This window comes from Parabacteroides sp. HGS0025 (genome assembly GCF_000969845.1).
In the GTDB taxonomy this organism is placed as follows: domain Bacteria; phylum Bacteroidota; class Bacteroidia; order Bacteroidales; family Tannerellaceae; genus Parabacteroides; species Parabacteroides gordonii.
On sequence record NZ_KQ033902.1, the window covers coordinates 3,212,086 to 3,235,784 of the forward strand.

Here is a 23,699-nt window from a genome sequence, read left to right on the forward strand (position 1 = left end):
TCAAAATCGACTTATAAATTTATTATAATATCTTTCTATAAGATATGGGAAACGATAGACTTGCATATTAACTGTCATTGATGTTGATACTTTCCCCAAAAGGGAGATATCTTTCTGGCCTATTTGCCATCCTGTACCTCTAACTATCTGTACTGTATGTATGAGCTTAAAAAAAAGATCTTCATTGCTATGTTGTAATAATTTTGAGTGCTCCTCCCCTTCTAATTTAAAATATAGTTTTCTCATTTTGCTATCATTCACACAAGAATTAAGTTCATTTATCTTTTCTTTTTCTGCAATAATAGTCTTTTGCTCTTTTAAGCTATTATTTATAGGTTCTAAAAAAAAATCTGACACGCCATAGTTTTTTATATCTTCATATAATGAACCATAATAACAATAACTAACATAATAAGATAAACATTGCTGCAAATATGTAACAACATTTTTATACGAAGAGTTCCATAGCTGTAATACTAACTTTAGTCTTTTCTTATAATCAGCAAGCCAATTCCACAACAATACTTCAAGAGCTCTAAGTTGCTCTAATTCATTCAGGACAGTTAAATTTAAGTTATTTATATTGTATTGACTGTCAATTATTAGATGTACTGCATCCATTCGTATTTCGGGGTCATTCTGTGTAAGCATCCATAATATCCCATTATTTGTTTCTTCTTCGTTTTTTCTTTGAAAAGAACATAAAGATTGAGCAAATATATGTATATCAGGTTTTTCTCCTTTATCCCTAATAAAACAAGATAGTGAAATAATTAGATCAAAAATGTAATGAATACTTTTAAATCTACAAAAGTATTTATCCATCTGCTCTATTGCAAAATCTTTACTTATAAAATGATTGATATATAAATCAAATCTCTCTTGCTCATATCCTGATAAAGATGCTAAACTAAAAAATATTTCTCGTTCCACTTTTTCATCTGAATGCGAATTAAGTATTGACACAAAGTATTGAAAGCACTTATTTTGTTGCTTTTCACTACAATAAAGGTTATTCAAAATTTGAGAATAAAATAATATATAATCTTTCAAAATAAAGATATCTCCTTTACTTTCTACATAGGAAAAGGCCTCCTCTAGTTGTATTCCAGAACTATATTTTAAGTAAGATAATACTCGAATCGAAATCTCTCTATTAATTTCTATTGTAAACCTTGCTTCCTTATATGCCCATTCAAAATCACTCTCTGCTATTTCTAATAGTATCAATACCGAAATATCAACCAAAAGACCTGTAAATATTTTCCCCTCAATGATGGAATAAAAAAGTTCTTTAGCTTTCACATTATCATGATGACATAAAGATTTTATACTATCATGATATTCATAACAATATATATCATCACTATTTTGATTTAAAGCCACTAGAGTTGAGTATATATCTTGTACACTTAACTGCAAGAGATTATCTTCTATTAAATTGCTCATTTTATAATATTCCAATTTTGATGCAAGATAGAAAAAATATGTACAACAGTTATAAAAATAATAATACTAATTTAACAAAAAGAATAGTTTTTTTATAAAAGGGTTGGGATTTTGTCCTTCTTTATCAAAAAAGATGTATTCATAGGATTTTACAGTAATATAGTGAACTTTATAACTAAATCTACTCACACAGATAATGCCTTATTAATCATTACTCTACTTTCCACTCCTCTATATTGCGAGTCTTTGCACTAAAATTCACTCCTATCTTAAATATTTGGCGGGGATCGGATGCAAAAGGAAGCGCATAGCCTTTTTCATTGATCTGGCGTAGAGCCTCGTCTGCTGTTCCATTCAGTTTGAATTCCATCAAGTAAATGAAACGATCCGTTTGCAATACCAGGTCGATACGGCCTTCCGAAGTATGGTATTCTACTTTTACATAGAAACCAATCAATTTGAACACAATAAACAGGACATTCTGATAATGTAACTCCAAATCACGAACCAACTCATAAGGAGTATCGGCAAAAAAACTTTGCAGACGGCGGAAGAAGGAATCATAATCGCCGGAACGTATCTCACGAACAAACTTCTGAATATGGAAAGAAGAATCGACTTTATCCGTATTGGCATAGAAAGGAAGCAAATATTTCATAAAGCCCTCCTCCACTTCACGATTAGGAAATCCCAGACGATAAATACCAAATTCACGATCATATCCTTTGATTGTCAGATATCCACTCTGATAAATCACGGGTATTGGGTTAACAGATGTGGAGTCAATGCTATTCAAAACATCGGCATCCGTTTCCGTATGCACCATGTTATACAAGTTATAATGAGAGTGTTTTAACAATTTTACCAGATAGGTTGGTGTACCTGTTTCAAACCAGTAACTACCAAACTGCAAATACTTGAAGGTATTAAGTAAACTGAAAGGATTATACATACCGGGACCATTCGGCACAAAATGATAACCGTCATAACATCCTTTTAATTCTGCACAAGCTTCTTCATTTGTTAAGGAAAGAGATGAAGCAAGCGCTTTAATATCTTCATCAAAATATTCGTGCAATTCCTCTTCTGTAATGCCGCAAATAGAAGCAAAAGGTCCTTTCATCGAAATATCGTCCAAATTATTCAGATCGCTGAACACACTCACTTTCCCAAACTTGGTTACCCCTGTTAAGAAAGCAAACTTGATATCCCCGTCCATACTCTTCATCACACCATAAAAAGCTTTCAAAGTATCACGATATATCTCTTGCAGTTCATCATTATCCAATGCCTGTAACATCGGCTTATCGTATTCGTCAATCAAAATTACAACACGTTGCCCGGTCTGTTTGGCTGCCCTTCGGATTACTCCTTTAAGGCGAAGCGAAAGTGTTGTTTCATCTTTTCCACGGCCATAAAGATCTTCCCACTGTGTCAACTGATTGCTTAACAAAGCATCGAGACGTTCAGGACTATCGAATTTTTCAGCATTCAAATCTAAGTGAAGTACAGGATATTCCAACCAATCTTTTTCCAGCTTTTCGATAGCCAACCCTTCAAATAACTCCTTTTTCCCCAGAAAATAAGCTTCCAAAGTAGAAATAAGCAAGCTTTTCCCAAAACGGCGTGGACGACTCAGAAAATAATAGCGTCCAGTTTTCACTAATTGATAAATCAGCTCTGTTTTGTCAACATAGATATATCCGTCCTGACGAAGACTCTCAAAATTCTGTATACCGATAGGATAAAGCTTTGCCATAATTCATCTGATTGAAGTAATACCTTTTACGCAAAGTACGCAATAAAGATCGGCATTTACAAAAAAAGAATAGGTTAATTGGTTATACACTGTACGTCTTATGTAAATAGTTGTTGCATCTGTTGATATAACAAGTAAGACTTTCTGGCGAGCGGAAAAGTCTATTTTTGTTTTATACACAAAACAAAAATGCACACTTATCATTTTATTGGCAGAATAAAACTTATCCTATTCTAAAGTAGTCATGTCAAAAAAGATACTAATTCACAATAAGATAGCAACACCGGACAACCTTTCCGGATATATCTTCTCTATATTTGCATGATATAATTCGAATAGTTAATTATGGAGTTGGAAATAGAAAAGAGATACTGCCAAAGTTGCGGAATGCCATTAGATATAAATCAGGAAGAACTTCTTGGAACTAATGGCGATCAAACGAAATGTGATGAATATTGTGTCTACTGTTATCAAAATGGGCAATACACAGTGGATTATTCAATGAAAAAAGTAATTGATGTATGGGTTGAGAATACTGATCTTTTCAATAATCATGTTCATACCCAATATACACCGAATGAACTTCGAACTGTTCTTAACAAAAGATTACCTACCCTTAAACGATGGAAGCAAAAGATTGACACTGAAAATATTTATCATGAAATAATAAATCGGATAAAGGTTTATATCAACAGCCATTTGTTTGATATGCTCAATACCGAACAATTATCCAAAATTGCCGGACTATCAAAGTTCCATTTCCTGCGTATATTTAAAGAGTACACCGGCGAAAGCATAGGAGTTTATATCCAGCGTATACGTTTAGAATATATCGCACATCTACTTTTGACAGCAAACCTTTCTCTGAACAACATCGTGCTGCAAACTAACTATCAAACCAAACATAGCCTATCCAAAGCGTTTAAGAAACACTTTGGGTTGTCTCCATCAGATTATAAACAGCAATACAAACAACAGTCCTATAATGAAGCGCCCATACTTCCAGAAAAAAGATTACCTCTAATTAAGAAGATTAGTAGTTTAAGTATGATTTATAGAACCATTGATAATACGTGTTCTACGATGAAAGCCTATAAGGATATATGGAAAGAACTACTATCTTTTGCAGAAAGCAATATTACAAAAAGTCCTGAAAACAGATTTATAAGCGTGAGTATGGATGACCCGCTTATTACAGTTTATAGCAATTGCCGCTTTATTATCGGACTTACTGTTAATCAAAAAGTGAAGGCAAAAGGCAAATTCGGAATGATGGAAATACCTGCCGGACATTATGCGGTATTCAAATATGAAGGCGATTATTCCTCTTTACCCGATTTATATAGATACATTTACTTAACATGGCTTCCACAGAGTGAATATCGACAGAAAAACACATTAAGTTTCGAGTTATATATTAAGACTCCAATAGAAGAAGAGTATAATAACTTATTGACAGAAATATATATTCCTATTGAAAAAACAACAAAGAAATAATACCATGAAAGAATTACCGGAAAATCAAACATTAGCGAAGCAGATCGATGTTGCCTTAAAAGGTAGAGTTATCACAGAAGTATTCAATGCCACAAAATATCATAAGAATACATTCTATTATGGCGATCCCCTCACTTATGGCAAACTACTTACCGGAAGAGAAATCAAATCTTCCGAAAGTTTTGGTATGTATGTAGATATAATATTGGATAAAGGCACAAAAATCAGTTTCGGAGATGGAACAAACCTGAAATACGGTATAATATCGGACAAGATGCCGGATAATTATCAACTATTGCTTACACTTGATGATAATACCTATCTTGCTTTTACCGTAGGTATGTTTGGAGTGATAGCTGCATATACCGGAATATATGACGAAGTATATTACAAAAAAAGCGCAGAAAGCATCTCTCCGCTAAATAGCGAATTCAATGATTCTTATTTTGAGAAGCTATTTATTGGTTTAAAGCCTAAATTATCAGTTAAAATGCTGTTGGCTGCAGAACAACGCATTCCCGGTTTGGGAAACGGAGTATTGCAAGACATACTGTTCAATGCAAAAATTAATCCTAAAAGGGAAATAAGTTCATTGACAGATACCGATAAATCGGCCTTATTGCAATCGATCAAAACGACCTTAAAGAGTATGATTCTTCAAGGCGGAAGAGATACTGAAACAGACCTGTTCGGCAAACATGGGAACTATAAAACCATTTTGTCCAGAAACACATTGAATAATCCATGTCCAAGATGTGGTAATTCTATTATTAAAGATACATCTAACGGCGGCGGAGCCGTTTACTACTGTCCTACTTGCCAAAAAATATAAAATATGGATACAAATATAATACGGTGCAGGAATCCGAAGACACCTGCACCATAAATATAAAATCAGGAATCAGCCTTGCGCCTCTTCACTTCTTCCACGAGCTTTGTAAAGGATTTTTCCTTTTTACGTTTTTCATGCTCGGAAGCGGAGAAATGCCAGGCTTCACGTTTTAGTTTCAGATAGCTTTCATACACTTTGATATCTAGCGAACCTTCAGCAACTGCTTCCAGAATAGCACAGCCGGGTTCATTGGTATGTGTACAATCCTTGAAACGGCACGATTCTGCATAGTTGGAGATTTCCAGCATTTCGGCTAATGAATCGGGATTATCTACAGTCAATCCAAACTCACGGATACCCGGAGTGTCGATTAAAACACCTGAACCGTCCATCAAGACCATTTCCCGCCGGGTGGAAGTATGCCGCCCTTTTCCGGTGGACTGGCTTATATCCGACGTCAGCAGCACCGACCTTTCACAAAGTGCATTAACAAGAGAACTCTTCCCTACCCCCGAAGAACCGACAAAGACAACCGTTTCGCCTTCCGATATGGAATCCCGTAACCGGGAGACCGTTTCAGGCTGATGGATACTTGTGAAGAACACCGGCATCCTACGGGTAAGGTGCCTGATTGCTTCCTCTGTCTCCTGTTTATCAAAAGGTAAATCAGCCTTATTGAGTATCAATACGGGATGGATGTTTTCTTCCAATATCTGAACCATGAAACGTTCCACCCTGCGCATATTGAAATTATCATCGAGACTCTGCACGATAAACGCCTTGTCAACATACGAAGCAATTGCCTGTTTTCCGGCTACCGTTCCATTTCTCTTGCGGTATAAAGTCCGTTCACGAGGCAACATACCAACGATAATGCCTTTGCTATCGTCGAATGGTTGAAACAGTACCCAGTCACCTGTACAGGGCAGTTCAAAGTCAGATTTCCCATACATCAGATTTCCCGTCAACTCGCATTGGTACAGTCCGCTATCGGATACAACCTCGTAACAGGTACGATGCACGATGGCTATCCGCCCGTGAGACAATGTATTATATGCCGATTCTTGTTTTAGTTGGTTCAACCGGTCGTTCCAACCATACATATTTAAACGAATCATAGCGTTATCTTTTTAGCGATATAAAATACATAGCCGTAAAACCCTTTATACTTGCGGTATAACTCCTCTTCGTGATGTGACATCGCGATAAGTTCTTCGGCAGTTTTATTTCCCGGATATTTGGCCAGAAACTTTTCCCGGGCTTTAACCAACGGTGCAAAATAATGGTCTGTCCAGCAAGTTTCGGGTAAAATAAAAGAAGCGACAGGAAGATACCCCGCCTTTTGTATCAGGGCAACCTGATTGGGTATCGTATCTATTTGCGGATAAGCTTCCATCCAGAAATCATGAATCTCTGCCGGACGTTCTTCAGTAAACCAGGCGCTTTCAGAAACGGCGATATATCCTCCTGTTTTCAGATATTTGCGCCATTCGTTCAGTCCGCGTTCAAAGCCTATATTATAAATGGCTCCTTCCGACCAGATCAGGTCTAACTCTTCCTCTCCGAAAGGAAGGTTGTCCATCGAACCGACGATTCCCTTCACTCTATCCTGAAGATTCAACCCACGGGCATTGCTGTTGAACCTGTCGATGAATCCCGGAAAAAAGTCAAGACCGGTAATATGTCCCGGTGTATGCTGTGCCAATACCATTGTCTGGCCGCCTGTGCCACAACCCAAATCAGCGATAAGGGATTGATCGGTAAGGTTGTCTATAAAGCCCAATGCTTTAAGAGTCACTTCTGGACTTCCGGGTCCCTGACGTTCTGTATTTAAAAAGTATTCGCAGATTAAATTAAAATCGAATTCGTGAATTGTTTTATTTTCGTTACTCATTTCTTTATGTATATAGTATACCCGTGAAAGCATAACAATGCCGTCATCATTGTACACTGATTAAAATTGAATTAATACAATAGAAATTATGCCCGGATAGAATTACCCGAGAATAAACAAAAGGACAACCTGTACAAGGAATACAGATTGTTTACTACACCAAATCCGATTTAAATAGTTTGTTTAACATGCGGCAAAGATACATAATATTTTACAGGAAAGCATGTTTTGCTTATTTTTTATCCATAAATTCCTCATATAAAGCCACAGCACCATAATGCCACAGTTTAGAATTTTCTTTTTCCAAAACTTTATAAGTATTGGAATGATAAAACTTTTGTATGGCTTCTATTATTGAACCTCCATGTTCTTTCACATACATCTGTGCTAGAAGGCTTACTTTAGAAGGTAACAATAGATAAAGGTTTTTATCTGTAATTTCTCTGTTCATTTTAAACCTCCTTCGCTTCTAAAAAGATTAAATAAGATAACGCATCTTCCGTATGAAACAGCAACTGATCCACCAAAAGATAAGTCTTTAACTCCTGAATTAATTCCTGCTTATTAAGTAAGCCTCCCTCATATAAAGCAAAGGCTGCATAAACACGGTCATTTGCAACAGGACCATATACCACATCATAGTTATGATGAAAATTTCTATTCGTGCGATTCGCCATTACAAAATCCAACCATTCTTCTGTAGGCTCCGTAAAACGTAATGTTTTCAACTTTTCCATAGAAGATAAATCAAACTCATAGACATTGACAAAACCTTTATTATCTTTTCCTCCGATTTTACGCTTCACCCACAGTTCAGCCTGTTCTTCGGAAGTAGTGGTATAGAACCCAATACCATAATCCAATGTACGATTAGCAAGCCGTATTTGTGGCCTTTCTACTATATCCAAACTTCCGTGATAAAGCTTCATTCTTCCTCCTTTCGTTTCGTAATGTAATCCTCTATTTCTTCCATTAGCCATTGTCTACCCTGAGTATGCAGTACCTCAAAGTTATCTGACAGATATGATAATACATTATATTTTTCAAATAAGTTCATCGTATCTTCACCGGATAAACCTTGTTTCACTTTATATTGTTCGATACAGAACGAAAGGAAATAGGCTATATCTAATTCTTTTTTATCCATAATAAAAGTCCTGTATTCAAGATTCATTTAATTAACTCCTATGAATACAAAGATAATATTTTCTTTTCATCACATGCCTATCAATATCATTTCTTAAAAAACATATTATTCTTCCGACAAGCTAAACTCCTTATTAGAGAATAATTCCGCCAAACCTGATATTTGTTTCAAACGCAATATTTCATCTCTGTCCATACCGATATTACGTTGTATCCAGGCATCCGACATGCCGCATTTGGAGAGCTCGGAAACGATATGGCTCATTAATTCAATATTGTGGGTGCCACGTGCCCTGTTATGGCGGATGGTCGAAGCCATTCTGTTGGAGAGGTCTTTTTCGATGACAGTGACGGGGAGCAAGCCGCGTTCACGCTCATAGATACGTTTTGACGTCTTCATCACCATATAGCGGTGGTAGCCGTCGACCAGTTCATAGATGTCTTCCTCCGGAACATAGTAGCATACACACGGGGAAGTAAATCCGTCTTCCCAGATAGAAACTTCCAGCAATTTCATTTCCGGGGGTGCTACGACATTGGGGTTATAGCTGTTGGCTACCACCTTTTCCACAGGGACAGCCCTTACCTTGTACACAGGACTAGTATATTCCTCCATATAATTCAGAGTTATAAAGTTTTAATATGTCTTCCTTTTGTTTCCTCTCGTGAATATTCAGTGAGAAGCCCATATATTTACAATAGTAGTCATTCTTCAATATGCAGATACAGACACGCTTATAGGTTGGGAGTTCGCGGAATTCCGGAATATCGATATCATCCAGATATTCCATCCGAACCGGTTTCTTTACCGTCTTGTAATTTGTACGGCCTTCAACCCGTATCGGAATTCCTGCCTGTATCAGCTTCTCGATGGTGTTTTCTGCCAGACAACCGCCTTTCTCACGCCAGAATTTTATGCTGACGGAAAGTTTCTGCAAATACCCTTCCCGTGTCTTCTCCGGCAAGGTTCCCAATAGAAATTCCATATAGGACTTCCAGGTCATTCCCTGCGGCAATTTGACAGACTGCCATCCCAGTGCAGAAGTACCGCCATACAACCCGGCAAAACCGACTCCGTTGACACGCCCGATCATCTTCCCCCACATATCCGGGTCTATTGCCCGGTATAATTTCAAGCTGGCTATGGCCTGGGAGATAAAAGGGCTTGCCACTCTCTGCATTTCCAACGGGACTCCTGCTTGGTAAAACAAATCGTACAAGTGATTGTAATCCCAACCGAACCTGCCGTTGGCAATCCATATATCTTTTGTTTTCCAATCGAATATAGGATAAGCATTATATATACGTGGTGCCAGCTGGTGAACCCATTTCAGCCGGCGGTAAGTCTGTACTTTGTTCTTTATATGGATAGCGCGCCATCTGTTGAAACTTTCCTGTGTCCGTATCCCTATCAGGCAACAGGTGCGTCCGGCATCCTTTTTTTCATGCAACCATTCCGCAAACTTTAACTGAAACTGGTAATCCCACATATTCTCATCATAAAACGGGAAGTCCTCCACACAAAGCGAGTTTTCAGGCATCTTATTCACCCATAAATCCTGCAACTCCCTGTCCCACGGACGCCAGTAGTTTTGGAACATCGAAGTACATGTAGGAACCTTAAAAGGGACGCACACCCGGTAGACCTCCAGAATATCGGAATTGGAAGACAATACGCGGTCTACATAAGAAGTGGTTTCCCGATACTGCACCTCATAGTCCATGTGAAAGACTCCCAGTTTCCGTTTCAGACGGTGTTCGCGTATGTAGTCAATACATAAATTCAGCAAAACACCACTGTCCTTACCTCCGGAAAAGGAGACGTATACGTTATCGAAGTCAGAAAATATCTTATCCAACCGAACTTGTACTGCTTCGTACACATTGAGCTTCTCTCTCATCATCACATCTATACTCCATTTTATTATATAGTTTCCATTCTTGAGTTACGAAAAAATGAGCTGAAGCAAAGAGCTCTTTATGCCGGGTATGGGCAACGGCCCGGACAACCGAAATATTCTTGAAATGTTCCAAAACAGCATCGATCAGGGATGCCAATACCGCGTTGTCCTCTCCTTTCACATAATAGTTATTAATAACGACACAAGTGCTTTTGATTTCAACGGGTATAAACCCTATCACCGTGTCTCTTTCCATAGCGACAAACCATAAATAATGTTTAGATGTTTTGAAAGGATAATTATTATTCTGTCGCAAAACGCTACAACTCATAACTAGTGGAGCAACTAATTCATATAGCCTCGGGGCGATTCCGGATAACACTTCTATATTCATATTCCAAAGAGACTAAGATTATACAAATCCTTCGAAACACAAAAATAAACAAAATACTATACCAAAGGGTATTAACAGCTAATATTTTAACTTAAAATAAAGAGTTCACCCTTTAATTTTCAGGAGCAGCAGAAAACACAATACGATATCCCGCCCATATCACACATCACAAAAACTTTCTACTTTCAGACAACAAGAGCGAAGTTCCTATTGTTATTCAATAAGAAAAGCGAAAAATCATGAGAAAAGCATTGAATATTATTATCCCTATCTTGGTTTGTTTCCTTGTAGGGCTTTCCGCCAGCTACTTTCAAGCTGACGCAATAAAGAACTGGTATCCAACCCTTATCAAACCGGCGGTAACTCCTCCAAATATTGTTTTCCCGATTGCATGGAGTATTATCTATGTATGCATGGGGTTATCCATCGGACTACTAATCAACTCGACCATAGAGCGAAGAAGGTTCTTCATCAAAGCATTTATCTTTCAGCTATTTTTCAATTTCACCTGGAGCATCAGTTTCTTTTATATCCAGAACCCGCTGATCGGATTTATCAATATCCTGTTGCTCGACATCTTCGTTATCAATTACACATTGAAGAGTTATCAGGTAAACAAAGCCAGCTCAATACTTTTCATACCATACGCAATATGGCTGTTGTTTGCAACCTATTTGAATGGGTATATATTGATGTATAACTAATCCAAATTATAAAGCTTCAGTTTATTATAAAGCGTTTTCCGGTCGATTCCCAATAGTTGGGCGGCACGGGTTTTGTTGTTGCCGGATTCATGGAGAGCGCGTTTGATGAGTTCGCATTCATGGGTTTCGTCTTTCAGGAGGATGCGAGTGTCTTTTTCCGGGGCTTCCGTCAGCTCTTCAGGGAGTTCACGACGGGTGATGTACCGGCCGGTGGCCAGAAGGGTGGCATATTTGATGACATTCTTCATCTGACGCAGGTTACCCGGCCATGAATAAGACTGGAAAAGACGGATCGTCTCGTTATCAAAACCGATGATATCTTTCTGGAGCTCGGCATTCGCCTGGTCGAGGAAATTATTCGCGAAAAGCAACAAGTCTTCCTTCCGCTCTTTCAAATCCGGGATACGAACCGTAAACTCATTGATACGGTGATAAAGATCCTCACGGAAATCACCTTTATCGATGGCAGTCCGCAGATTCTCGTTTGTGGCAGAGATCAACCGGACATTGATAGCGATCTCTTCATTTGTACCGATCGGCTTCACTTTACGTTCCTGCAAGGCACGAAGAAGTTGTACCTGCACTTCGTAGGTCAGGTTACCGATCTCATCCAGAAAGATCGTTCCTCCGTGAGCAGCCACAAAAGCACCGGTCTTATTATCTATCGCCCCGGTAAACGAACCTTTCACATGACCGAAAAACTCAGATGCCGCCAGATCTTTAGGGATCGCCCCACAGTCGACTGCAATAAACGGAGCCTTACTGCGATTACTCTGCTCATGGATACGGCGGGCTATATATTCCTTCCCCGTACCGCTCGCCCCGGTGATCAGTACCGACATATCCGTCGGGGCAACCAAGCGGACGTGGTCGAACAACTGACGGGCGGCAGGACTTTGCCCTTCAATATAAGTATTCCCTTCCGGCGATTTCTTTGCCGACGTATGTTCTACCGCAGGCGTTTTCACCACCTCACGGATCTTACTCAGCAACTCTTCCGGATTCAGAGGTTTGGCTATATAATCGGATGCTCCCAGCTTAATGGCCTGCACGGCGGTCTGTATCTCCGCATAACTAGTCATCATGATCAAAGGCAAAGAGGCATATTTTTCCTTCACCCACTTCAACAAGTCGATCCCGTCACCGTCCGGTAAACGTAAATCCGACAAGATCAGGTCGTAGCTGACACTCTCAATCTGGCGTTTTGCATCCGAAACCGAGCTAAGTGCTTTTACCTCAAAACCTTTCTTTCCTAACCAGGTTGTGAGCATTAAAGAAAAAGTTATATCATCTTCAACAATAAGAACTGATAGCATACTTAATTATATTAAATCCTTACGCAAAGATATATATTTTAGGAATAAATCAGGAACAAATCCAGGTTGCTTTACGCCAGGCTCCTTCGAACGGTCCCTGTTTATGATTCTTTAACCACCAATGGCAGAAGCCCAGCTGAAGGATAAACAGTACGATCCCTACTCCGAAACTGGCGGCAACGCCCAATTCGCTATACAGCGACAAACCATAACCGAAATAGATAAATGAGCCTATAATAGACTGGCTCAGATAGTTAGTCAGACTCATTTTCCCATAGGGTACCAGTCCATGCAACACTTTGTATCCCGAAACCTGTTGCCAAAGAAAGACAAAGACAGCCACCAGTACACACATGAATGCAAAATTACGGAAGGATGAGAAAATCGTATTGAGCGGAGACAACATACTCTTATTTGTAAACAGACCGGGTAAAGCCTCCGTAAAATAATACAGAGGGATGAAACAGACAGCACTGATCAGGAGCGTACGAAGCCAGAACTTACGATGACCGGACAGATCGACAAAGAATTGCCGGCGTCCTATCAACATACCGATCAGGAACAGGGAAGCGGTCTGGAAGAAACGGCCATGTCCCCAACCCCATAACAGGCTGAAAAGCTGTCCGTCCCACAGGTTCGACTTCACCATCGCCCAGAAGTCCGTCTGTTCCAGGAAGGGATACATATTTCTATGATGCACCAGCCATTGTCCCGGAGCAGCCACATAGTCGGGGTTGTTCAGCGCATAAAGGAACTTTGCCCATTCTACAGGCTGAAGCATCAGGAGAATAGCCGTTATCAACACAGCTTTATCGCTCCATTTGCAAACCAGGGGCAGGATGACACCTACTATCGCATACAACACCAGGATATCACCGGGGAAGAATGCACCATTAAAACATCCGATCAGGAACAGCAGAAATAACCGCCACAGGAAACGCAGACGGAAGTCTTTCCCTTTCTTAGCCTGGTTATTATATTGTATGAAGAAACTAAATCCGAACAGCAGGGAGAAGATAGCATACGCTTTCCCGCCAAAGAGAAAAAACAACGTATCCCAAACACCTTCGTTCAACGACTTCATAAACTCGGTAGTCGCTTCGGGAAACTCATAGAAATTAAAATGTTCGATATTATGCAAAAACATAATCGCCATAACGGCAAAACCTCTTAGGGCGTCGACAACTTCAATGCGTGCCGACTTGAGTGGCATTTCGTGCTTCATGGTATAACTATTGGTCTTTTTTAATAATGGACGCAAAGTTAACAAACAAACTTACACCAAACAAAAAAAGCATCCCCAACAGATGCTTTTTTTGTTTTTGCAGACTTAATAGAATACTCAGAAATAATCTTTTCTTGTTTTAAACGGTTTAAATGTAGAAACGTCCACTTACGATTCTGATACTAGGAGTACGAAATTCATGCCAAAGTCCGCAAAAAAGCTTCGTTCATTTCATAAACTCTTATAACTTAACAGAGAAGAGAGATAAAATGTTCTGCAATAAAAAAATATAGGCGGAGATTATTGTGGAAAGAACGTACACAGGTGGGGATTTTTTCCACACACTTTTCCACAATAATCCTCATCTATCCCCTATTCTCACCGCATTATCACCTTCCACCTCTCCCCACTGCTCAGGCAGAGAATATAGGCACCCGACGGCAGGTCACCGACACGGGTTTCGCCCGGAGCGACAGGGATACTGCGGTCGAGACGGCCGTTTATCGTGAAGATATATAAGGTAGCCGCACGATCCGTTTGCAAGCGGAAAGCATTGCGGAAGACCGTTAGTTGTGCACCGGCCGACAAGGCTTCGTTGGCCACAGGAGTATCCTTTTCGATACCACTCACCAAAATGACCTGATCGGAGGAAAGGCCGGCGATGGTGTATCGGCCCGAAGCATCCGGCTCGAGGATCGTGCCGTCGGAAAGAGTTACTACGGGGTGCGACTGCTCGCGATACCCTTCATCGATAGTTAGCGAAAAGACAAAATCATTATCGGCATTCACGTAATAACGGCCTGCAGCAGGTGAAAAAGTGACACCTTCCGTTACAGGAAGAATAACGGTATAGATAACAGGCGTAGGATCGGGATCATCGGGAATGACCGGATCGTCAGGGTCTTCAGGCTCCGGCTCTGCCGTTAATGCAAAAGAAATGTCATTGTAGATTTTTGTATGCCCTGCTATATCTGTAATTGTTAGCGTCATTGCATTGTCACCATTCTTACCTGCGACATTAAATGAAAGTTCCTGTGGAGCGTTATCGACCGTAACACTCTGGTTGGAACCATTCAAGGTATAAGAATAGGAAGCTATCCCGCTACCATCGTCTTTTAGGGTGAAGGTAGCAGACAGATCAGAAGTCTGTGGCTTTTCATTAGCGAGATAAGGATCCTGTTTGTCAAGTTTCACTTCAATCGTTTTACCTGCAAACTCTTGCATCTCTCCCAATTGACGCTGCAAAGCATAGGTGATGATATGACAGCCATCTACAGCATTATCCCAGATAAAGTTATCTTCAAATGTTAGTGCACTTTTCAAGCGGGAACTGATAAAGGCTATTTTGAAACCTTCGGGTGCTGTAATGGTAACCGCACCTGTATGCCAGCCGCCATACTCGGCCATACTACTTTTAGTGGCTGTTGCCTCGGCAACCTTGTCTCCTAAGATAGTGACTGAAACGTCCCCGGTGATAGTAAATGAATAGTTTCTATCGAAAGGAGCTTTGAGCTTGAAATCATTACCAGCAACAATTGTTGTTCCTTCAATGGTTAATACCCCTTCAAATTCCGGCACATCCCCATTAACGGCACCTTCAACTTTATAAGTTGGTGTTTCGTCGGCATAGAGCTTCTGATCTTGATCTGGTATTACTTGTAAGGCTTTCTTGTTAATAATGAATGTAGCTTCCTGATCGTCTGCTTTGTAATGGGAGTCGTCACCGACATAGCTTGCTATGACCTTATAGTCGCCTGCATATATCGGGGCACCACCTGTTGCATCTGCACCACTGTTTTCAGCTGTTGTTTCAGAATAAGAACCTAAGATATCTTTAATCAGATAGCTTAATGCTGCATCTGTTATTTTGCTGTTGTTGGCTTTGTCCATTACATCCGGCGCAGTTATACTGATTGCTTTACCCGAATAGGTAAAGTTGCTTATTGTAGGGAATGCGTTAATTTCTGTCGCACTCATATTGCTTTTCCAATTGGCGTATGCATCAACAGGAGCTGAAATGGTCGTAATCGGAGTACCATCAGTTGCCTTGGTATACCATCCATCAAAAGCATAGCCTTTAGGAGAAAAAATTGGATCAGAAAGTTTTTTTCCGCTTTCTATATATTGTATTTCTTCACTAGGAGCATCATCATAATTCAGATGACAGGTAACGGCAAAGCCTGTTTTAGCGGCATTATCAGGGGGAGTTCCAGTGATATTTCCCGGAGCTACATTTAAGATTGTTCCACTATTTACAATTGATCCACCAGAGTCATTATTGATTGTTCCGATATTAACCAACGTAACTCCCGAATTAACCGTAAGCGTCTGTAAAGTATTAATAGAAAGAGTCTTTCCTTCGGGTATTACAGCATCTGTGAAAAGTGTTGGGCTACCGTATATTGAACCGTCGTTACCTTCGAAGATGATACCTTGCCATTGTGAATTATCAATATTAGCATTAATACTACTTGCTATAATAAAAGCATTACCATTTGTACCAGTAGAAAAAGATCCTTTATCTCCCCATCCATCAGTACCAATACCAGCACTGCTATAAGTTCCTCCAATTGCATTTACTGTTCCACCATTAATAATAATTCTGCCACCATTTCCACCAGAACCAGCCCCAATACCAACTGCTTCATTATCTCCTTTTGCTTCCACTATTCCACCATTAATAGTAATTTCTCCAGCTGAAGCAGAATATCCTCCACCAATACCAGCTCCATCCTCTCCTCCTTTTGCTTTTATAATTCCACCATTAATAAGAATAATAGATGATCCATATTGTTCATTATAATCCAATAGTCCTCCTCCTATACCGGCAGCTCCACCTCCTCCTGTTGCATTTATAGTTCCATTATTAATTATTATTGAACCTCCATCTCCATTAAAACCTCCTCCTATTCCAGCACCTTGCTCGCCACCATTAGCGGATATAATACCACCATTAATAGTAATAACTCCTTTATAATTACCACCACTAGAACCACCTATTCCTGCACCAGCAGAACCTGCTTTAGCTATTATATATCCACTTTCAATCGTTATTTTCCCTTTTTGACCTTGAGATATACCTATTCCAGGCCAAGACTGTGCCCCTTGTACCTTCAACATTCCAAGCGAACCATCTGTCTCTCCATTCTGTATTACTAGCTCATTCTCATTTGCTTCCGGCGCCCAAAGGCCGGGACATTGTCCTGATGCATGTTTTGTTGATAAAACATTCTTTCCTTTTAACTTCACTGTCACCATCTTGGCATCTTTGGCCGATAGAGGACATTGGTTTTTTCCGATAAGAGATATATTTACATTATCTAATATGATAGTAACTTCCTTTCCAACTGCAACATTTATTACAGCCTTTTTTGTTCCATTTATATCTTGGCCAGGGGTTGCACTTGACGGATATGTACCTGCTAATGTATATGTTCCATCATTATCAATTGTAACTCCTTCTGAGTTTTCTGGTAACGATAAATCAATAGTTTCACCATCCCCCCAAGCTAACACAGGGAGAAGAAATAAAAGTAATGTTGTAAAAATCAAGTTTTTGTGTATCATTGTAATGTATTTATTAATTATCAATTACGATCTTTTATCTCTACTTTAACAGAGTCTTTATAGAACTATGATAGTTAAGGATATTCAACGATTTTCGCAATCCGACAGATTAAGGGTTATTCACTCTTTCTTATTCACCCCTATTAACATTGATTAAAAATTATAATATATTAATTACAACAGCTAAGCATTATTTTTCAGGGCATTAAATCTATTCATCAATTTACCGCCATTAATTTCATTTCCCGTAAATAATTGCTTATATTTGCATTAATAAACAAATCGTTTACGACTGAAAGGCTCATATTGCAGTAGGTTCTTATGATATTTGACGTAATTTTATCCTATTATTGGTAGAATTTTCGATCTAAAAAGACTACTGAAAGATACCTGTATTCTATCTGCCGAATTATTGTATTTTATTATGTTTTTTATTTCCGCATAAAGTGGTGACAATTTGTCTGTTTGGCTGAAAGGAAATATACAGTATCTGAGATACCATAGTTCTATAAAGACTCTGTCATTAATTCCCCTCCATAAAAACCGCAATCCTCCGGCAATGCATTGCGATGGTAGCCGCTCTTCACATCTTGTCCGTTCAGAAATAAATAACCTATCTTTGTTCGTCAGAAATCATTTTTTAAAGCTTACACGAAATATACACGATAAACTGACTTAGGCAAGCCGGCGTCGTAAGTTAGTAGTGCTGCCGATCCGGCACAGGCAGGCCACGACGGTAGCACAGTAGTGCCGGAAAGCCGTTGCGACGAAGTGAAAACAGACACCTTAAATAATTAATATTTTACAATATGCACATACCAGACCGCCCTCCCGTTAACCAACAAAGAATATGCAACGAAAACAAAAAAGAATCATCTCCGCCAAAGAAGCGGAGTCGTTTATACAATTCCGGAAATACCTGGAACATCAAACCGACAGATCAAAAGCCCTATACAATATGGCAACCTATCTTTTAAGCAAAGACACACTGACAGACAGACAGTTGTCCTTCAAAAACAGCTTTTTCGCCACTTTTGCCCGCGAACTGGCCGGGCCGTGCGGATGCAGTGAGGTGGTACCCGACCATCTGCGGATCAATAACCCTTCGAAAACGCAATTCCTGATCGAACTGATGCTTGCACTACATTCCAAAAACCTGCTGGGCGACATGCCCGTCACACGACTTGCACGGATACTGGTTTGCTCCATCGATACGGGCTATACGCAGAGCGGCATGGTCAACCGCCTGAGAAATCCTTTGCCGGAGTTTGACTTCGTACGCGACGCCGTCAACTCCCTGAACAAAACAATGAAAGAAGACAAATAATATACACCCGGGAGAGGCGGTTTGTGTATTTTTTTACCGGCCGGATTTCCCGGATTTGTATGAAAATGAAGGCGCGATCGACAGGGTTGCACTGTCTATCAAGACCTTAACGGCTCAAAAAATAGTTATACGCCGGTAGGTCTCCGGGATGTAATTTTGTAATCAGAAAAACGGGAACGTTCTCCCCCTGTATTATATATATAATATTATATATAAGGAAAAGCGTCAGTGAGATCGTCCGGCAAGGCTCGCAAGGGTAGCGAAAACAGGCCGGGCAAGAGGTTAAGACAGAACCGGTTACAAGGACAAAATGGTGTCAGGGAGACTGTCAGTGAGATCGTCCGCAAACATTTGTTAAATTCTTACATAAAACGAGTTATTATGAAAACAACTGAAAACAAAACACTTAGTTTTTTCTCAAAAGGGTTTACAAAAGTTCCTAATGAGATTTTAGGCAAGATCTATTCCGAGCAGCCATGCGCCCGTATGTATGGTTTCCTGTATCTCTGCCTGCTGTATCATGCCAGTTTCCGCGACCGCGATGCGATAATCAATGCGCAGACGGTGCCTTGCCGCCGGGGCGAGTGGGTGACCAGTTACCGCATCATCGAACAGAAAACAAATATCTCGCGTTCGTGCCTGAGGGAGCTGCTGGAAACGCTGGTGGAAGACGGGTTGATCAGCATCCGGCGGTTTGCACGTTTCACGGTAATCACGATCATAGGCTACGATGGTTGGTTCAAGATCCCCGCCTCTTCCACCCCCGCTCCTGCCGGCCCTCCGTCCCCCCTCCGCCAGGGGGAAGTGTTCATACCGGTGTATACGCGGTTAATGGAGAATTAGAAAACATTAAAAATAAATCATCATGAAACAACAACAAGAACCATCTATCCCATCAACCCCATTGGCCCCATCCGTCCCATCTGTTTCTCCTGCCCCCTCTTCCGCCCAACCGGCGGCGGTGGAGATGGAGCTGGCGGTGATTATGGCGGTGATCATGCAAAGCGGGGCCATTGCCGATGTGGCACAACGGCTCCTGCCGGATATGTTTACCGATGGCAACTACCGGCTGGTCTACCGCGCCATGACTGCCCTCTTCGACCGCGAGGCGGACATCGATATGCTGAGTATCGAAAACGAAATGCGGACGCTCGAACCCGAACAGGCGGAAAGGCTGGGCGGCCTCTCCTTCATCGCCGACCATCTGCTGACGGTGCGCAACGCGGCACATATCCGTACCTATGCCGCTGCGGTGGTGCGCTGCTGGGTGCTCCGCCGGATGTGTGCCGACCTGAAGGAATATGCCGTGAAGGCACACGAGCCGGCGGTCGATGTGGTGTCACTGCTGGGGAGCATCCACAAGGGGATGCAGAAACTCGAGGAGCATTTTGCCGTGTCGAGCACCACCCGGGCGGCAGGCGAAGTGAGCCGGCAGGTGCTCGACACGATCTACCGCGAACAGGAACTGCAGGCCGCAGGCGAGATGCAGCAGCTGACCACCGGGATCGACGAGTTCGACCGCTGCCTGGGCGGGCTCTACCGGGGCGAACAGCTGGTGCTGGCCGGACGTCCCTCGATGGGTAAAACGGCTCTGGCCCTGCATATGGCTCTCGGGGCGGCACGACAGGGAAAGCGGGTCTGCTTCTTCAGCCTCGAGATGACCGAACGGCAGCTGATCAGCCGCCTGCTCTGTATGATCAGCGGCGTGGAGCCCGACAAGCTCAGGTTCAAGCAACTGACGGCGGCCGACCGCACGAAGCTGGATGCCGCCAGCCGCGAACTGGAACGTCTGCCGCTCTTCCTGAACTATTGCAGCGGCTGTTCGTTCGAGGAGATACGCGCCAAGACGATGGCGTTGCACCGCCGCTTGCCGCTCGACCTGGTAGAGGTAGACTATCTCAACCTAGTGCAGGTGCCGACGGCCGGCCGGGGCGACGTGAAGGACACGATGGATCTGGCGCTGGGCGACATATGCCGACGGCTGAAGAACCTGATCATGGAGGCCGACGTGGCAGGCATCGTGCTGGCACAGCTCAACCGCAACTGCGAGGCGCGTACCGACCATGTCCCGGTGATGAGCGACCTGCGCAACTCGGGCGAGATCGAACAGATAGCCGACAGCATCGCTTTCGTGTACCGCCCGGAGCAGTACCGCGAGTATTACGACAAGCAGACGAAAGAGGATATGCGGGGCGTAGGCCAGCTCTTCGTCGCCAAAAACCGCAACGGGTCGACAGGCGAGATCCGCTTCCGGTACAACAAGAGCCTGACACAGATTTATGCATACAAGTGATGTTTTTCAATGAATAATTAATAATGGATACCAGACAGATTAAGGCAGCCAACCCGATAGAGACGGTGGCTGCACGTTATGCCACCTTGCACCGCGCAGGGGCGAATTATAAGATGCTTTGTCCGTTTCACGACGACCATCATCCTTCTCTCTCGCTGCATGTGGCGGGACAGTATTTCAAATGCCATGCCTGCGGGGCCGGAGGCGATGTGATCGGGCTGGTGATGGGGCTCGAGAAATGTTCGTTTGCGGAGGCGGTGAAGAAGTTGGGGGGAGACAGCTGCCAGCACGACACGACAAACAACTGTGCGACAAAGAGTAACCCTTCCCCTCTCGAGAGGAGGCAGGGGGTGTGTCATAGCCATCCCGAAAAGCTATCCACCGAACAGCAAGCTTTCCTCCGCTCTCTCCTTCCCGCCGCATCCGGCCACAGCGAATTGTCGCCTACCTGGATCGACTTCGGTGTCGGCGTTGCCCCGGCCTTCGTTCCCGATGCCTTCCGTGCCATGCGCAGCCGCATCATCTTCCCGATACGGGACGAGACGGGGCGGCTGACCGGTTTCGGTGCACGGCGCATCGACGGGAAAGACGGCGCCCCCTCCGGCTCCTCCCCGAAATATATCAATACGGCTAACAACGGGCTGTTCGACAAAAGCCGCACGCTCTACGGCATCGACCGGGCAGCCGGGGCTATCCGTGAGGCCGGCTTCGTCTTCGTGGTGGAGGGCTACAAGGATGTGCTGGCCATGCATGCCGCCGGCTACCGCCACACGGTAGGCCTCTGCGGTACGGCGCTGACCGACGGGCAGGCGGAGATCCTCGCACGCCATACCGCCTGCCTGCACCTCCTGCTCGACGGCGACGGCCCGGGACGCAATGCTGCCACGAAGATTGCCGGCGAGCGCAGGAACCGGTTCGCCATGCGCCTCTCTTTCATCCCTTCCGGCGAAGATCCCGACGAGCTATTCCGCCGGCTGGGTAAAGCGGATTTCCGCACCTATCTCCGCTACCTCACCACGCCAGGGCAGCTCTGTGCACGCCGTCTGCTGGCCTGGTGCCTCGACCATCGGGCCACCGCCCCGCTACTGGAACGGATGATGGAGACAGACGATATGCCGTTTGCCGACAGCGATTACAGGGATATGCTGCATTTCCTGGCGCTCCGCCCTGCAGAGGAGTTGTCGGGCTGCCCGGAGGAGTTGCAGGTGCTGGCCGGTTTCCTCCGCTCGCTGGCTGCCGTCCTCTTCCCTCCGCCACCCGACCTCGCGGGAGTACCGGAAGGAATGTACGACGGGGGGATCCCTCTTGCGCCCGAAACGATACTCCGGATCCTCCTCACCGAATACTACGAAGAAAGAGTCATCAGCGAAGCCCGTACCCTGCGCAGCCGTCTTTCCCGGACGCCGCCCGCTCTCCGTCCGCCCCTTCTCCACTCCCTCCACCACCACTTCCACCTCCTCTCCGCCCTCACCCGCGAAGCGGAACGAACGCCGGCTGTGGAGGAAAGATGGTTCTGAAAGATAAGAACCCAAACAACCCCGAACCTTCCCGTACATCGGCCGACAAACCCGAACCGGCACGCTGCCGCCTGTCGTAGTTTTGTAATGTAATATTACAACAGACAACACAGGTATTCACTATTAAAACTTATTGGATTATGGCAGTAAAATATCGTTTGGTCCAACGAAAGGACATGAGTAAGGATGCGGCACCGGATGCCAAGTTATTTTTTGCGGTAAGCAGTTCCACCGGTATGTGCGACACTACCCAATTGTGTGAAATCATTGCCGACCGTTCGGCGGCTACCCCGGGTGATGTGAAGCTGGTGCTCGACGGGATACTCTACGTTTTGAAACAGAAACTGCCCGACGGGCAGACCGTACAGGTAGGCGACCTGGGTTATTTCCAGGCGATACTGGGAAGCAAGGGGGCGGATACCGAAAAGGATTTTTCCGCTACGCTGATCAAGCGTCGCCACATCCTCTTCCGCCCCGGCAAACTGCTGGTGCAGCTGGCGCAGAACCTCAAGACGGAGCGCTACTCCGCCGGTACGCCTGCCACCCCACCCACAGGCGGCGGTGGCGAAGACGACAGGCCCGTGATCGAATAGTCAAGGCTCCCCCAGGTGGTCGACAATGCAGGCCACCTGACGGGGAGTCAACACTTTCCTTCCCGGTCGCCAGCCACAAGCCGTCAGCCGGGCGGTCAGTTCGCCACTCAGTTTGATCCAGCGCCGCAACTGCACGGAAGCACATTCGGGCTTACTGTCGGGGAAATACTTCAGGGCCAGCTCCTGATAACCCCACGCACGTTCGATCTTTCGTTTTTCGTCAGTCATAACTCATCGTTTTTTGCTTGTTTATTAGTCATAAATATACGAATAACCTACCATATA

General features: G+C 43.1%; 23 protein-coding genes. 9 read left to right on the forward strand and 14 right to left on the reverse strand.

The genetic code is table 11. The annotated features are described in order from the left end of the window. Both HMPREF1212_RS12715 and HMPREF1212_RS12720 read right to left on the reverse strand, forming a co-directional pair. A complete protein-coding gene (locus HMPREF1212_RS12715; RefSeq protein WP_046149603.1) occupies positions 1-1,449 on the reverse strand; it encodes a hypothetical protein in 1,449 nt (482 codons plus the stop codon). 211 nt (positions 1,450-1,660) lie between these two features. Next, complete coding sequence (locus HMPREF1212_RS12720) at positions 1,661-3,208, reverse strand: ATP-binding protein (protein ID WP_046149604.1); 1,548 nt, start codon at positions 3,206-3,208, stop codon at positions 1,661-1,663. 345 nt (positions 3,209-3,553) lie between these two features. Here HMPREF1212_RS12720 and HMPREF1212_RS12725 point away from each other — a divergent pair, with 345 nt between their 5' ends. After that, on the forward strand, positions 3,554-4,705 hold the full coding sequence (locus HMPREF1212_RS12725; RefSeq protein WP_052724987.1) for a GyrI-like domain-containing protein: 1,152 nt from the start codon (positions 3,554-3,556) through the stop codon (positions 4,703-4,705). Between the two features lie 4 nt (positions 4,706-4,709). Then, positions 4,710-5,537 (forward strand): zinc finger domain-containing protein, encoded by an 828-nt coding sequence (locus HMPREF1212_RS12730; RefSeq protein WP_046149605.1) that lies wholly within the window; start codon positions 4,710-4,712, stop codon positions 5,535-5,537. A gap of 62 nt (positions 5,538-5,599) precedes the next feature. On the opposite strand, the gene rsgA is transcribed toward HMPREF1212_RS12730, so the two are convergent. The 8 genes from rsgA to HMPREF1212_RS12770 all read right to left on the reverse strand — a co-directional run bounded on the left by rsgA (position 5,600) and on the right by HMPREF1212_RS12770 (position 10,734). Beyond that, positions 5,600-6,655, reverse strand: a complete 1,056-nt coding sequence (gene rsgA, locus HMPREF1212_RS12735) for a ribosome small subunit-dependent GTPase A (protein WP_046149606.1) — start codon at positions 6,653-6,655, stop codon at positions 5,600-5,602. Beyond that, positions 6,652-7,431 (reverse strand): class I SAM-dependent methyltransferase, encoded by a 780-nt coding sequence (locus tag HMPREF1212_RS12740; RefSeq protein ID WP_046149607.1) that lies wholly within the window; start codon positions 7,429-7,431, stop codon positions 6,652-6,654. The genes rsgA and HMPREF1212_RS12740 overlap by 4 nt, the downstream gene beginning before the upstream one ends. A 232-nt stretch (positions 7,432-7,663) precedes the next feature. After that, positions 7,664-7,882: a hypothetical protein gene (locus tag HMPREF1212_RS12745; RefSeq protein WP_046149608.1), complete on the reverse strand. Its 219-nt coding sequence runs from the start codon at positions 7,880-7,882 to the stop codon at positions 7,664-7,666. A gap of 1 nt (position 7,883) precedes the next feature. Continuing rightward, entirely contained in the window at positions 7,884-8,411 is a 528-nt protein-coding gene (locus HMPREF1212_RS12750; RefSeq protein ID WP_232430091.1) for a DUF3990 domain-containing protein, read from the reverse strand. Next, the gene (locus HMPREF1212_RS12755) at positions 8,357-8,578 is read right to left on the reverse strand and encodes a DUF3791 domain-containing protein (protein WP_046150375.1); all 222 of its coding nucleotides are present in this window, start codon (positions 8,576-8,578) and stop codon (positions 8,357-8,359) included. Before HMPREF1212_RS12755 ends, HMPREF1212_RS12750 begins: the two co-directional genes overlap by 55 nt. A 105-nt stretch (positions 8,579-8,683) precedes the next feature. After that, positions 8,684-9,193 (reverse strand): IbrB-like domain-containing protein, encoded by a 510-nt coding sequence (locus HMPREF1212_RS12760; RefSeq protein WP_046146935.1) that lies wholly within the window; start codon positions 9,191-9,193, stop codon positions 8,684-8,686. After that, positions 9,177-10,481 (reverse strand): DUF3440 domain-containing protein, encoded by a 1,305-nt coding sequence (locus tag HMPREF1212_RS12765; protein ID WP_046149610.1) that lies wholly within the window; start codon positions 10,479-10,481, stop codon positions 9,177-9,179. Before HMPREF1212_RS12765 ends, HMPREF1212_RS12760 begins: the two co-directional genes overlap by 17 nt. Beyond that, on the reverse strand, positions 10,429-10,734 hold the full coding sequence (locus HMPREF1212_RS12770) for a hypothetical protein (RefSeq protein ID WP_232430092.1): 306 nt from the start codon (positions 10,732-10,734) through the stop codon (positions 10,429-10,431). Before HMPREF1212_RS12770 ends, HMPREF1212_RS12765 begins: the two co-directional genes overlap by 53 nt. A gap of 377 nt (positions 10,735-11,111) precedes the next feature. On the opposite strand from HMPREF1212_RS12770, the gene HMPREF1212_RS12775 reads away from it, so the two are divergent. Next, positions 11,112-11,576, forward strand: coding sequence for a TspO/MBR family protein (locus HMPREF1212_RS12775; protein ID WP_046149612.1), 465 nt, complete (start codon positions 11,112-11,114; stop codon positions 11,574-11,576). Here the strand turns inward: HMPREF1212_RS12775 and HMPREF1212_RS12780 are convergent. The 3 genes from HMPREF1212_RS12780 to HMPREF1212_RS12790 all read right to left on the reverse strand — a co-directional run bounded on the left by HMPREF1212_RS12780 (position 11,573) and on the right by HMPREF1212_RS12790 (position 17,375). Then, complete coding sequence (locus HMPREF1212_RS12780; RefSeq protein WP_046149613.1) at positions 11,573-12,892, reverse strand: sigma-54-dependent transcriptional regulator; 1,320 nt, start codon at positions 12,890-12,892, stop codon at positions 11,573-11,575. The two genes, HMPREF1212_RS12775 and HMPREF1212_RS12780, sit on opposite strands and share 4 nt — an antisense overlap. A 49-nt stretch (positions 12,893-12,941) precedes the next feature. Then, the gene (locus HMPREF1212_RS12785) at positions 12,942-14,117 is read right to left on the reverse strand and encodes a DUF418 domain-containing protein (RefSeq protein ID WP_046149614.1); all 1,176 of its coding nucleotides are present in this window, start codon (positions 14,115-14,117) and stop codon (positions 12,942-12,944) included. Between the two features lie 378 nt (positions 14,118-14,495). Continuing rightward, positions 14,496-17,375, reverse strand: a complete 2,880-nt coding sequence (locus HMPREF1212_RS12790; RefSeq protein ID WP_157317005.1) for an autotransporter outer membrane beta-barrel domain-containing protein — start codon at positions 17,373-17,375, stop codon at positions 14,496-14,498. A gap of 67 nt (positions 17,376-17,442) precedes the next feature. On the opposite strand from HMPREF1212_RS12790, the gene HMPREF1212_RS26985 reads away from it, so the two are divergent. The 6 genes from HMPREF1212_RS26985 (at position 17,443) to HMPREF1212_RS12815 (ending at position 23,414) form a co-directional block, all read left to right on the forward strand. Next, the gene (locus tag HMPREF1212_RS26985; RefSeq protein WP_157317007.1) at positions 17,443-17,733 is read left to right on the forward strand and encodes a hypothetical protein; all 291 of its coding nucleotides are present in this window, start codon (positions 17,443-17,445) and stop codon (positions 17,731-17,733) included. A gap of 801 nt (positions 17,734-18,534) precedes the next feature. After that, positions 18,535-19,011 carry a hypothetical protein gene (locus tag HMPREF1212_RS12795; protein ID WP_046149616.1) on the forward strand — a complete coding sequence of 159 codons (477 nt, stop codon included), beginning with the start codon at positions 18,535-18,537 and terminating at the stop codon, positions 19,009-19,011. A gap of 381 nt (positions 19,012-19,392) precedes the next feature. After that, positions 19,393-19,854 (forward strand): hypothetical protein, encoded by a 462-nt coding sequence (locus tag HMPREF1212_RS12800; protein WP_052724988.1) that lies wholly within the window; start codon positions 19,393-19,395, stop codon positions 19,852-19,854. Positions 19,855-19,876: 22 nt separating this feature from the next. Next, a complete protein-coding gene (locus HMPREF1212_RS12805; RefSeq protein WP_046149617.1) occupies positions 19,877-21,304 on the forward strand; it encodes a replicative DNA helicase in 1,428 nt (475 codons plus the stop codon). Between the two features lie 23 nt (positions 21,305-21,327). Beyond that, a complete protein-coding gene (locus tag HMPREF1212_RS12810; protein WP_046149618.1) occupies positions 21,328-22,821 on the forward strand; it encodes a CHC2 zinc finger domain-containing protein in 1,494 nt (497 codons plus the stop codon). A gap of 140 nt (positions 22,822-22,961) precedes the next feature. Next, positions 22,962-23,414 (forward strand): HU family DNA-binding protein, encoded by a 453-nt coding sequence (locus HMPREF1212_RS12815; RefSeq protein ID WP_046149619.1) that lies wholly within the window; start codon positions 22,962-22,964, stop codon positions 23,412-23,414. Here HMPREF1212_RS12815 and HMPREF1212_RS12820 read toward each other — a convergent pair whose 3' ends face one another. Continuing rightward, positions 23,415-23,642 (reverse strand): DUF4248 domain-containing protein, encoded by a 228-nt coding sequence (locus HMPREF1212_RS12820; RefSeq protein WP_028728776.1) that lies wholly within the window; start codon positions 23,640-23,642, stop codon positions 23,415-23,417. Positions 23,643-23,699 lie beyond the last annotated feature (57 nt).

Coding starts and splice junctions, on each gene's coding strand:
- HMPREF1212_RS12725 (WP_052724987.1), top strand. CDS start 3,554: ATGGAGTTGGAAATAGAAAAGAGATACTGCCAAAGTTGCGGAATGCCA.
- rsgA (WP_046149606.1), bottom strand. CDS start 6,655: ATGATTCGTTTAAATATGTATGGTTGGAACGACCGGTTGAACCAACTA.
- HMPREF1212_RS12760 (WP_046146935.1), bottom strand. CDS start 9,193: ATGGAGGAATATACTAGTCCTGTGTACAAGGTAAGGGCTGTCCCTGTG.
- HMPREF1212_RS12780 (WP_046149613.1), bottom strand. CDS start 12,892: ATGCTATCAGTTCTTATTGTTGAAGATGATATAACTTTTTCTTTAATG.
- HMPREF1212_RS12800 (WP_052724988.1), top strand. CDS start 19,393: ATGAAAACAACTGAAAACAAAACACTTAGTTTTTTCTCAAAAGGGTTT.
- HMPREF1212_RS12795 (WP_046149616.1), top strand. CDS start 18,535: ATGCAACGAAAACAAAAAAGAATCATCTCCGCCAAAGAAGCGGAGTCG.
- HMPREF1212_RS12810 (WP_046149618.1), top strand. CDS start 21,328: ATGGATACCAGACAGATTAAGGCAGCCAACCCGATAGAGACGGTGGCT.
- HMPREF1212_RS12820 (WP_028728776.1), bottom strand. CDS start 23,642: ATGACTGACGAAAAACGAAAGATCGAACGTGCGTGGGGTTATCAGGAG.
- HMPREF1212_RS12770 (WP_232430092.1), bottom strand. CDS start 10,734: ATGGAAAGAGACACGGTGATAGGGTTTATACCCGTTGAAATCAAAAGC.
- HMPREF1212_RS12715 (WP_046149603.1), bottom strand. CDS start 1,449: ATGAGCAATTTAATAGAAGATAATCTCTTGCAGTTAAGTGTACAAGAT.
- HMPREF1212_RS12765 (WP_046149610.1), bottom strand. CDS start 10,481: ATGATGAGAGAGAAGCTCAATGTGTACGAAGCAGTACAAGTTCGGTTG.
- HMPREF1212_RS12740 (WP_046149607.1), bottom strand. CDS start 7,431: ATGAGTAACGAAAATAAAACAATTCACGAATTCGATTTTAATTTAATC.
- HMPREF1212_RS12775 (WP_046149612.1), top strand. CDS start 11,112: ATGAGAAAAGCATTGAATATTATTATCCCTATCTTGGTTTGTTTCCTT.
- HMPREF1212_RS12745 (WP_046149608.1), bottom strand. CDS start 7,882: ATGAACAGAGAAATTACAGATAAAAACCTTTATCTATTGTTACCTTCT.
- HMPREF1212_RS12750 (WP_232430091.1), bottom strand. CDS start 8,411: ATGGCTAATGGAAGAAATAGAGGATTACATTACGAAACGAAAGGAGGA.
- HMPREF1212_RS12805 (WP_046149617.1), top strand. CDS start 19,877: ATGAAACAACAACAAGAACCATCTATCCCATCAACCCCATTGGCCCCA.
- HMPREF1212_RS12755 (WP_046150375.1), bottom strand. CDS start 8,578: ATGGATAAAAAAGAATTAGATATAGCCTATTTCCTTTCGTTCTGTATC.
- HMPREF1212_RS12730 (WP_046149605.1), top strand. CDS start 4,710: ATGAAAGAATTACCGGAAAATCAAACATTAGCGAAGCAGATCGATGTT.
- HMPREF1212_RS12785 (WP_046149614.1), bottom strand. CDS start 14,117: ATGAAGCACGAAATGCCACTCAAGTCGGCACGCATTGAAGTTGTCGAC.
- HMPREF1212_RS12720 (WP_046149604.1), bottom strand. CDS start 3,208: ATGGCAAAGCTTTATCCTATCGGTATACAGAATTTTGAGAGTCTTCGT.
- HMPREF1212_RS26985 (WP_157317007.1), top strand. CDS start 17,443: ATGATAGTAACTTCCTTTCCAACTGCAACATTTATTACAGCCTTTTTT.
- HMPREF1212_RS12790 (WP_157317005.1), bottom strand. CDS start 17,375: ATGGTGACAGTGAAGTTAAAAGGAAAGAATGTTTTATCAACAAAACAT.
- HMPREF1212_RS12815 (WP_046149619.1), top strand. CDS start 22,962: ATGGCAGTAAAATATCGTTTGGTCCAACGAAAGGACATGAGTAAGGAT.